The organism is Streptomyces sp. NPDC002520, assembly GCF_053595235.1.
Genome location: NZ_JBSFXG010000019.1, coordinates 144,962 through 154,956, shown reverse-complemented (window position 1 = coordinate 154,956; position 9,995 = coordinate 144,962). Strand labels below are relative to the sequence as shown.

Annotated in this window: 7 protein-coding genes; 6 read left to right on the top strand and 1 reads right to left on the bottom strand. The window is 72.8% G+C overall.

Annotation, left to right across the window (positions count from 1 at the left end; all coding sequences use genetic code 11):
* Positions 1 to 221 precede the first annotated feature (221 nt).
* A complete protein-coding gene (locus ACWD5D_RS25510) occupies positions 222 to 1,397 on the top strand; it encodes a S8 family serine peptidase (RefSeq protein WP_451375061.1) in 1,176 nt (391 codons plus the stop codon).
* A gap of 39 nt (positions 1,398 to 1,436) precedes the next feature.
* On the opposite strand, the gene eccCa is transcribed toward ACWD5D_RS25510, so the two are convergent.
* Positions 1,437 to 5,381 carry a type VII secretion protein EccCa gene (eccCa, locus tag ACWD5D_RS25505; protein WP_451375060.1) on the bottom strand — a complete coding sequence of 1,315 codons (3,945 nt, stop codon included), beginning with the start codon at positions 5,379 to 5,381 and terminating at the stop codon, positions 1,437 to 1,439.
* A gap of 168 nt (positions 5,382 to 5,549) precedes the next feature.
* Here eccCa and eccD point away from each other — a divergent pair, with 168 nt between their 5' ends.
* The 5 genes from eccD to ACWD5D_RS25480 all read left to right on the top strand — a co-directional run bounded on the left by eccD (position 5,550) and on the right by ACWD5D_RS25480 (position 9,947).
* On the top strand, positions 5,550 to 6,938 hold the full coding sequence (gene eccD / locus ACWD5D_RS25500) for a type VII secretion integral membrane protein EccD (RefSeq protein WP_451375059.1): 1,389 nt from the start codon (positions 5,550 to 5,552) through the stop codon (positions 6,936 to 6,938).
* An 85-nt stretch (positions 6,939 to 7,023) separates the two neighbouring features.
* Positions 7,024 to 8,571, top strand: a complete 1,548-nt coding sequence (eccB, locus tag ACWD5D_RS25495; protein WP_451375058.1) for a type VII secretion protein EccB — start codon at positions 7,024 to 7,026, stop codon at positions 8,569 to 8,571.
* Positions 8,572 to 8,682: 111 nt separating this feature from the next.
* Entirely contained in the window at positions 8,683 to 9,027 is a 345-nt protein-coding gene (locus tag ACWD5D_RS25490; RefSeq protein ID WP_451375057.1) for a WXG100 family type VII secretion target, read from the top strand.
* 97 nt (positions 9,028 to 9,124) lie between these two features.
* On the top strand, positions 9,125 to 9,448 hold the full coding sequence (locus ACWD5D_RS25485; protein WP_451375056.1) for a WXG100 family type VII secretion target: 324 nt from the start codon (positions 9,125 to 9,127) through the stop codon (positions 9,446 to 9,448).
* 28 nt (positions 9,449 to 9,476) lie between these two features.
* Positions 9,477 to 9,947 (top strand): type VII secretion system-associated protein, encoded by a 471-nt coding sequence (locus tag ACWD5D_RS25480; protein ID WP_451375055.1) that lies wholly within the window; start codon positions 9,477 to 9,479, stop codon positions 9,945 to 9,947.
* Positions 9,948 to 9,995: the final 48 nt, after the last annotated feature.

Sequence of the window (9,995 nt, the reverse complement as noted above, 5' to 3'; positions counted from 1 at the left end):
GGTGCCTCCCAGATGGTGCTGCGATGCGACGGTGCGCGACGCGTATCGCACCGGCTCACAGGCTGCCGGGGGCCGGTGGGCCGCCGCCACCGAACAATGACTGGTTTGTGCGACGTAGGGCGCTCGGCCGATGACGTAGATTTCGGCGCGGCGGACCCCTTGCATGCCGAACTCCGCTCCAGCGGGCACTGGTTGACGAGTGACGCTCCTACGCTGCGTCCATGAGAGCGATGCGACGGGGTGCGGCCCCCCTGATGTCCGCGATGGCTCTGGTCGCCGCTGCGGCTGCCCCCGGCGCGGCCGCCGGGTCCGCGGGCGAGACCCTGCCGGTGGTCGTACAGACCCTGCAGGACAACGCGCCCTGCCGTCCGGCCTCCGGCAAACGGGCCGAGCAGCCGCCGTGGACCCAGGACATGCTCGGCCTGGACCGGGTGTGGCGCATGGCCCGCGGCCAGGGGGTCACCGTCGCCGTGGTCGGGACCGGGGTCGGCACCACGATCCCCGCGCTCTCCGGACGGGTGACTCCGGTCGGGGCCGACAGCGGCCAGGACTGTGTGGGCCATGGGAGTTTCGTCGCCGGACTGATCGCCGCCGCACCGCGCGAGGGCTCCGGCTTCACCGGGGTGGCCCCCGACGCGCGGATCCTGGCCGTCCGGGCCACCACCCCGAGGGGCGCGACCACCCCGGCCAAGGTGGCGCGGGGGATCGAGGCCGCCGTCGCCGGCGGGGCCAAGGTGATCGCCGTCCCCTACGCGTTCCCCGACCGCAGCGCCACGCTGACCGCCGCCGTGAAGCGGGCCCGGCGCGCCGACGCCCTGGTGGTGGCGCCCGCCGTGCCCGACCAGCCACCCCGCCAGGGCGGCGCGGACGCCGGGAAGCCCCGGGACTACTGGCCGGCAGCCGAGCCCGGTGTGCTCTCCGTCGTGGACTTCGGTGCCAACGGCTCCCGCCCGCAGAACTCCGTCGTTCCGCTCCACGCCGACCTCGGGGCCCCCGGCGACGGGGTGGTCAGCGTGGGGCCGGGCGGCGAGGGCGCCTTCACCGGATCCGGCTCCTCCCTCGCGGTGGGCTTCGCCGCAGGCGCCGCCGCCCTGGTCCGGTCCTACGAGCCCGGCATCGGCGCCGACCGCACCCGCACCCGGCTTCTGGGCGGCTCGTACACCGCCGCCGTGCCGCGCCTGGACCCCTACGCGGCCGTCTCGGGGGTGCTGCCGGCCGACTCCGCGGCGGCCATGAAGCAGGCCGGCCCGGTCACCCTGCCGGTCGCGACCTCGGACGGGGGCGCCCGGTCGCGCAGCATGCTGATCGCGATGGGTGGCGTGTCCCTGGTCCTGATCCTCGGGGCCCTCGGCTGGCTGCTGCCCAGGGCACGGGCGCGCGGCTGGCGGGCCGGCTGAGCGAAATCCGCTCGGCGGGCCCGCCGGCCGCTCGCCCGCTCAGTCCTCCAGGAGCGCGGTCTGGATCATCAGGCTGCGCCGCCTGGCGATCCGGACGGCCCGCCCCGGCGGCAGCAGCTTCGGCTTCACGTTCCCGATGAAGGTCCCCTCGCTCGGCGGACAGGACATCAGCAGCGCCGTACTGTTCGCGTCGAGCAGGGTCCGGATCACACTGTCCGAGGCGCCGCGCACGGCGCCCGACGAGGCCCTCGCCACGACCATGTGCAGGCCCACCTCGAAGCCGAGGGGGACGTGCGGGAGCAAGGACTCCAGCGGCGAGTTGAAGCCGCTGCCGACCATCTCGTAGTCGTCCACCAGGACGAACAGGCGCGGCCCGTCCCACCAGTCGCACAGCCGCATCCTGGCCGGCGGGATGTCCTCGCCCGGGGTCCGCTCGGACATGGCCTGGGCCACGCCCTGGGCGTACTCGCGCAGCGCGTCCCCGGACACGGCATGGCCCAGCCGGTACTCCTGCGGCACCGCGTCGACCAGTTCGCGCCGGAAGTCCGCGATCAGGATCTTCGCCTCCGACGGGGAGTACCGGGCGACGATCGAACGGGCCAGCGACCGCAGCAGGTTGGTCTTCCCGCACTCGGTGTCGCCGACCACCACCAGGTGCGGGCTCTCCTCGAAATCGTGGTGGACGGGCTGGAGTTCGTTCTCGTCGATGCCGATCGGCAGCCGGTGCCCCTGCGGGGCGGGCAGCTGCCCGTACCCGAGGCGGGCCGGGAGCATGCGGACCGCGGGCGCCCCGGGACGCCCCGCCCAGCCGTCCGCCACGGCGTTGACCAGGCCCGCGACTCCGTCGGCGAGGTCGTCCGCCGACTCGGAGCCGTCGATCCGCGGCAGCGCCGTGAGGTAGTGCAGCTTGGTCTGTGCGGTCAGCCCGCGGCCGGGCGTGTTCGCGGGGACCGTCGCCGCCTTGCGCATGTCGATGACGGAGTCCATCGGATCACCCATGCGCAGCTCCATCTTGGTGCCGATGGCCTCGCGCAGGACGGGGGTCAGCTCCATCCAGCGGGCGGTCGACAGCATCAGGTGGATCCCGTAGTTGAGCCCGCGCTGCGCGATCTTGTTGATGTCGTTGACGAGGTGGTCGAAGTCCTGACGCACGGTCGGCCAGCCGTCGATGACGAGGAAGACGTCACCGAAGGGTTCGTCGGCGAACTCCCCGGCCGCCCGCCGCCGCCGGTAGCTGGTGACCGTGTCGATGCCGTGGTCCAGGAAGAACTGCTCGCGCCGGCCCAGCAGCACGCTCACCTCGCTGACCGTACGCCCCACCCGGTCCTCGTCCAGTCGGCCCGTCACCCCGCCCACGTGCGGGAGCTTGGCCAGGCCCGAGAGCGTGCCGCCACCGAAGTCCAGGCAGTAGAACTGGACTTCGCGCGGGGTGTGGGTCAGCGACAGGGAGGCGATCAGGGTGCGCAGCATCGTGGACTTGCCGCTCTGCGGCCCGCCCGCGATCCCCACGTGCCCGCCCGCCGCCGACAGGTCGACGGTGAGCAGGTCGCGCAACTGCTCGAAGGGCTTGTCGACCACACCGACCGGGACCCGCAGCCGCGGCTCCCCGTCCACGGCGGTCAGCCCGCGCTCGTGGTGCGGCTCCAGCGGCGGCAGCAGCATGTCCAGCGGCGGGGAGGCGGCCAGCGGCGGCAGCCACACCCGGTGGGCGGCGGGCCCGGAACCGGCCAGCCTGTCCACGGCCACCGACAGCAGCGAGTCGGACTCCTCCTCGCTCGCGGCCCGTTCCTCCTCCGTCGGCTCCACCGGCTGCCGCGGCACCACCCAGGTGGTGGTCCACGGCACGATCTGGTTGGCCACCCGGGAGGTGGACACGGCTCCCGCCCGGCTCCGGTACGTCCCCGACACGTACGCGGCGCGGAAGCGGGTCAGCTCCTCCACGCCCGTCTTCAGGTAGCCGTTGCCCGGCTCGGGCGGCAGCAGATAGGCGTCCGGCACGCCCAGCACGCCCCGGCTCTCCATCGCCGAGAAGGTGCGCAGTCCGATCCGGTACGACAGGTGGCTCTCGAGCTGGTGCACCCGGCCCTCGTCCAGCCGCTGCGAGGCGAGCAGCAGGTGCACGCCCAGCGAGCGGCCCAGTCGGCCGATCATGACGAACAGGTCCATGAAGTCACGGTGCGCGGAAAGGAGTTCACTGAACTCGTCCACCACGATCACCAGGCTCGGCAGCGGGGCGAGCGGCGCGCCGCCGGCCCGCGCCTGTTCGTAGTCCAGGGCCGAGGCGTAGTTGCCGGCCTGCCGCAGCAGTTCCTGGCGGCGCATCAGTTCACCGTGCAGGGCGTCCTGCATACGGTCCACCAGGGCCGCCTCGTCGGACAGGTTGGTGATGACCGCGGAGACGTGGGGGAGGGTGTCGAGCCCCAGGAAGGTCGCGCCGCCCTTGAAGTCGACGAGGACGAAGTTGAGCCGCTCCGAGGAATGGGTCAGGGCCAGCCCGAGCACCAGGGTGCGCAGCAGCTCGCTCTTGCCGGAGCCGGTCGCCCCGATCAGCATGCCGTGCGGTCCCATCCCGCCCTGTGCAGACTCCTTCAGGTCCAGCTCCACCGGTACGCCGTTGCCGGCCAGCGCGATCGGCACCCGCAGGTGCTGGTGGGCGGAGCGCCGCTGCCACAAGGTGGCCGGCTCGTGGCGGTGCAGGTCGTTGATGCCGAGCAGCCCCGTCAGCTGGATGTCGGAGGCCAGCGGCTCGGCCGATTCCCCGCCCGTCGTCGCCCGGAACGGCGCCAGTTCCTTGGCCAGCGCCCGGGCCGCGTTCGGCCCCAGCGCGTCGGGGACGCCGAGCACCGTCGACTGCTCCCGCTGGTTGCTGTCCGTGCGGACCAGCTCGACCTGGCCCTCGGTCAGCCCCAGCCGCAGCGTGGTGCGGCCCGGACGCCAGCGCAGCTCCCCCGAGAGGTCGATCACCACGCAGTTGCGAAAGCCCGCGCCGTCGAACCGGTGCCCCGTGGACACACTGCCCCCGTCGATCACCACGACCACCAGGGGCTCCTCCCGGGTGGGCGAGGCCGTCGGATCGAAGGGCGGGCGTTCGGTGAACTCGGCGCCGATCAGATCGGTCAGCTCACCGACCGCCGAGGCGGCCATCCGGGTCGGCCCCGCGCCGTCCGTGGCCTGCGGGTGCAGCGCGTGCGGAAGCCACTTCGCCCAGTCCCAGTCCTCCTTCACCTCGTCCGAGACGCACAGCGCGATCCACAGGTCGTCGGGGCTGTGCAGGGTCGCCAGCTGCCCCACGACGGCCCGCGCGAAGGCCCGCGCCTCCTCCGGTTCCGCGCGCACCAGCACCCTCGACCATGCCCGCAGGTAGACGGCGATGGGCTGGTCGGGTATCTGCGCGTACGCCTCCACGAAACACCGCAGCGCGTGCGCCGTCAGCGGCTCCAGGTCCTCCACCGGGCGGGTGGTCACCGGCGCCAGCCGCAGCCCCAGCCGCTGCGAGCCGCGGGCGATCCGCACCTCGGCGAAGTCCTCGTCGCCCACCCGCCGTTCCCACAGCCGGCTGGAGCGCGCCAGCGACCACAGCGCCCCCGGCGCGGGGTGGCGCCAGGCCAGGGCCTCACCCTGCTCCACGATGGCCCTGCGTACCCGCCGCCGGACCTGGGACAGATAGCGCAGGTAGTCGCGCCGTTCCCCGTTCATCTTCGACTTGCGCTCGCCCCGGCGCTGCATGGTCTGTCCGACCAGCGTCGCCACCAGACCCGTGGCCATCATGCCGGCCGCCACGTACATGAAGACGCCGCCCGCGCCCGGTCGCATGAACATCAGCATCATCGACATCGACATCATGCCCATGGGCAGGAACGTCCAGACGCCACCTGCGTTCGGCTGGGCCTCGGCCAGGACCGGGGGTTCCTGGAGGTTCAGCTCTCCGTCCGGCATCTCCGGTCCGCGCCGGCGGGCCGGCCTGCGGAAGAGGACCACGCTCACGGACTGCTCCTTCGTCTGCGCGCGCCGGCGCGGCGCTACGGGTTTCCGCACCCTAGGCCGCGGCCCGGCGCGCCCGGACCGGTCGCGGGAGAACACCGTCATCCACGCCGCGAAATTGCGTCATTCGTCGGAAGGGGAGAGCACTCGTCCGCACGTAGTGTGCGCGCCATGAGTGAGAGTCCCCTCGCCGGGCTGAGCCGCTTGACCATTCAACTGCCGGGTCGGAGAGTCGAGTTGGCGGCGCCGACCGACATCCCCGTGTCCGACCTGCTGCCGGCGCTGCTCGGCTTCGCCGGCACCGCGGCCGAGGAGACCACCGTCGAAGGACAGGGCTGGGTGCTCCAGCGCCTGGGCGAGGCTCCGCTGGACGCGGAGGGCACGCTGTCCACCCTGGAGGTGCGTGACGGCGAGACCCTCTACCTGCGGTCGGCCGCCGACGCCATGCCCGAGGCCCACTTCGACGACATCGTCGACGGGGTCGCCACGGTGATGGGACGCCTCGGCGGGGACTGGACCGAGTCGAGCAGCCGCACCTTCGTCCGGATCGTCGCCGCCACCCTCCTCACCGCCGTGGCCCTGGTCCTGGCCATGCCCGGACTGCCGCCCGTCAACCGGGGCCTGACCGCCGCGCTGTGCGGCGTACTCCTCCTGGCGGGCGCGGGCACCGCGAGCCGGGCCGTCGGCGACGCGTTCACCGCGGTCATGCTGGGCTGTGCCGCCGTCCCCTTCCTGGGCCTGGCCGGCTGGCTGCTGCCCGGTGGACCGCCCGGAGCGGAACTGCTCGGCCCCCGGCTCTTCTCCGGCGGGGCCGCCGCCGCAGGCGGCGCCGTCCTCGCCCTGTCCGTGGTGGGTGCCTCCGCGGCCGTCTTCCTCTCCGTCGGAGTGGTCGCCGCCTTCGCCACCGCCGCCGGCGGGCTGAGCACCGCCACCGGATTCCCGGCCCCCCACGTCGCCGCGGTGACCGCCGTCGGGGCCGTGATCCTCGGCGGGTTCGTCCCCGCGCTCGCCTTCCGGATGTCCGGCATGCAGATGCGGCCCCTGCCCACCTCGCCCGAGGAACTCCAGCAGTCCATCGAACCGCACCCGAGCGAGGACGTGGCCCGGCGCGCGGCGACCGCGAACGCCTGGCTCACCGCCCTCTACGCCGCGACCGGCCTCGTCTGCGCCGTCTGCGTCACCGTCCTCGCCCGGCACTTCGGCCTCGCCGAGGCCGTCACCGCGGCCACCCTGACGGTGCTGCTGCTCCTGCACGGCCGCAAGCTCGGCAGTGTCTGGCAGCGGGTGTCGATCCTCGCCCCCGGCGTCTGGGGCGTCGCCGTCCTCGCCATGGCCTCGGCCCGGGCCCTCGGCGACGGCGGCAGGCTCGGCCTGGTGGCGGTCCTGGTGGCCCTCGCCATCGTCCTCACCATCGCCATCTGGACCGTACCGGGACGACGACTGGTGCCGTACTGGGGGCGCGCGGCGGAACTCCTGCACTCCCTGGTGGCGCTCGCCCTGCTGCCCCTCGCCCTGTGGGTCCTGGGCGTGTACGGCATGGCGCGCGAGATGACCGGCTGACACCCGCCCCGCCCGCCTCCCGGCCGGCACCGCCTCCCCGCCCCGGCAGACATCCCGAACACCGACGAGCAGGCCGGAGGGCCCCGTGCAGTCAAGGCGCGACCAGGTACAGGCCCATCTCTTCCAGATGGGCCGGCTCACCTCCGGAATGCTCCGTGCCAACCCGGACCACCTGGAAACCCCGGGCGGGCGTACCAACCGCGGCATGGCCTTCGGGCTGGTGATCGGCGTGGTCGCGGTCCTCGTCTCGGCCCTCTGGGGCCTCTTCTCCCCGGGCGGCTCGACCAGCTGGCGGGCGGAGGGCACCCTGGTGCTGGAGAAGGACACCGGGAACCGGTACGTGTACGCCCAGGGCCGGCTGCGGCCCGTCCTCAACTACGCCTCCGCGCGCCTCCTGCTCGGCGGCGACATGAAGTCCGCGACCGTCAGCAGCTCCTCCACGAAGGACGTCCCGCACGGCCCGCCCGTGGGCGTCCCCGGCGCCCCCGACTACCTCCCCGGCCGCGCCGCCCTGCTGTCCTCCCCCTGGCAGGTGTGCGCGGCCACCACCCGGCAGACCTCCGGGGAGGTGGTGGTGCGCACGCGGCTCGCCCTTGGTGCCGTCAAGGGCGAGCGGCTGCTGGGCCCCGGCGAGGGGCTTCTCGTCGAGGGGCCCGACGGGCGCCGCTCGGTGCTCCTGGGAGGGGAACGTCACCTGTTGGACGAGGCCACAGGCGCGGCCACCTCGCTCGGTTACGGATCGGCCGTGGCCCATCCGGTCTCCGCGGCCTTCCTCGTCGGGCTCCCCGCCGCCGCCGACCTCGCCGCGCCCGCCGTACCGGGCCGCGGGGAACCCGGACCCGCGCTCGACGGGCACCCGACCCGCATCGGCCAGGTCTTCAAGGTGGAAGTCCCGGGCGCCACCAGCCAGTTCCACCTGCTGCTGCGCGAGGGGCTGACCCCGCTGACCGAGACGGAGACCGCCCTCGTCCTCGGCGACCCGGAGACCCGTAAAGTCGCTTACCAGCGACAGACCCCGGTCGCACGTACGGTCGGGGCGGAGGCCGCCCGCGGCCACCTGGCGCCCGCGACGGACCGTCCGGCCGGCGCCGGCCTGCCGGCCTCGCCGCCCCGCCTGGTCCCGATCCCCGCCGGCACCGAGCCCTGCGCCGTGGTCCGGCCGAGCGACGGCAAGGGCATGGAGGTCAGCGTCGCCTTCGCCCCCGCCGCCGTCGCCGAGGACCATGTGGCGCAGCCGCCGGCCGACGGGGTGGCCCCGGCCTGCCTGCCCGTGGACCGGGTGGAGGTGCCGCCGGGCAAGGGCGCCCTGATCCAGGCCCTCAGCAGCGCGGGCACCCGGATGGGCGACACCGTCTTCCTCGTCACCGACTCGGGCGTACGCTACCCGGTCGCCGCGGGCGGGGCCTTGGAGTCGCTCGGGTACACGGCCGCCGACGTACGCGGTCTGCCCTCGGCCCTGCTGATGACCCTGCCGACGGGCGCGAGCCTGGACCCCGCGGCGGCCGCCGAGGCCCCCGCCGCGGACTCCGGCGCCCCGCGCAGAAGCTGCCCGGGAGCCGCCGACACCCCGGAGTCGACGCCGGGGAACCAGGCCACGCCGGCCGGCAACGTGACCGCCCAGTCGGGAAGTTGACGTAGATCTGGGTTTGCGGCGGCAGGTACGTCACGCGACGGATTCGCCCGGGGGGCGAGTGGAAGCAGACTCGAACCCCAGGACCAACACACCATGGAAAGGGTGATCCCGATGCCCGATGACATTCCCGGCGGAGCATACAAAACAGTAGTCGAGGCGAACCTCAGGGTCTCCGAGCTGATGCAGAACGCCCACGACGACATCACCCGGATCCGGGGCATCGTCCAGTCCTCGGCCAACGACCTCGTCGGCCCCAACGGATACGGCGGCGCCGACGGCAAGGCGTACCAGGACCTGCTGGCGTCGTGGGACGCGGACGTGATGAAGGTGGAGCGGGGTCTGGAGAGCGTCAAGGAGACCATGATCAGGAACTCCGGCCGCCAGGGCGACAGCCAGACCGAGGCAACCAGCCGGATCAACCGCTTCCAGAGCACCATCGAAGGCCTCAGGGGCTGATCCGTCCGGCCCTGCCCGGCGGTCTCGGAACCATCCTGACGGCCCGCCGCCGCTCCGCGCCCCATCCGGCAGAAAGACGAAGACGAAGGAGGACCTCGTGCCCGAGGCCAGTTATGACCACGGATCCATCAGCATCCACTACGCCACGACCGATGGCGTGACCGCCCAGCTCATCAACGCGAGCGAGGCGATCGACACGGTCCTGAACAACCTCCAGCAGGCCATCGCCCAGTGGGCCGACAGCTGCGTCGGTATGGACAAGGGCGCCTTCAACGAGAAGTTCGTCGAGTGGCACGGCTACGTCGACCACGCGGCGCAGGCCGTCGCCAGCAGCGGCAAGCTGCTCAGCGAGATCGCGGAGAGCTACGGCGTCCTCGACCGTGGCCTGGCCCAGGACTGGGGCAACCTCCAGGTCTACTGACCATCCTTCGGACCCAGGGAGCATCCCGATGCCCACCCAGGCGCAGCTCACCAAGCTCGACACCCCGGCGATCAACGCCTTCATCAACGGGCCGCTCACCGAGTTCCTCGCCGTGATCGAAGAACTCGGCAAGGACGCGGGCACCGCCCTCTCGCCCCGCAACATCGCCCGGGGCTACACCAACCCGGACACCTTCTCGCTCACGAAGCCGCTGGCGATCGGGCTGATGTCGGGCGGGGACACGGTGCACGGATCTACCCTCAACGCCACCACGCTCAAGTTCACACAGAGCATCGACACGATGCTCCAGAACATGACGAACCTGTCGACGGAGATCAAGGACACCCTCCTCAAGATGGTGGACGAGTTCCTCAAGAATCAGGGAGGGACTCTCGACGACATCAAGGCGCAGGAGTTCCTCAACACGATCAAGTCGGCTGGCAGCCCCACGAACGACCCGACCAAAACGCCGACCGACCCGACCAAGACCGGCACCTGAGCGACCGGACCAAGACCGGCGCCTTCAGCGACCGGACCGCACCAGAAG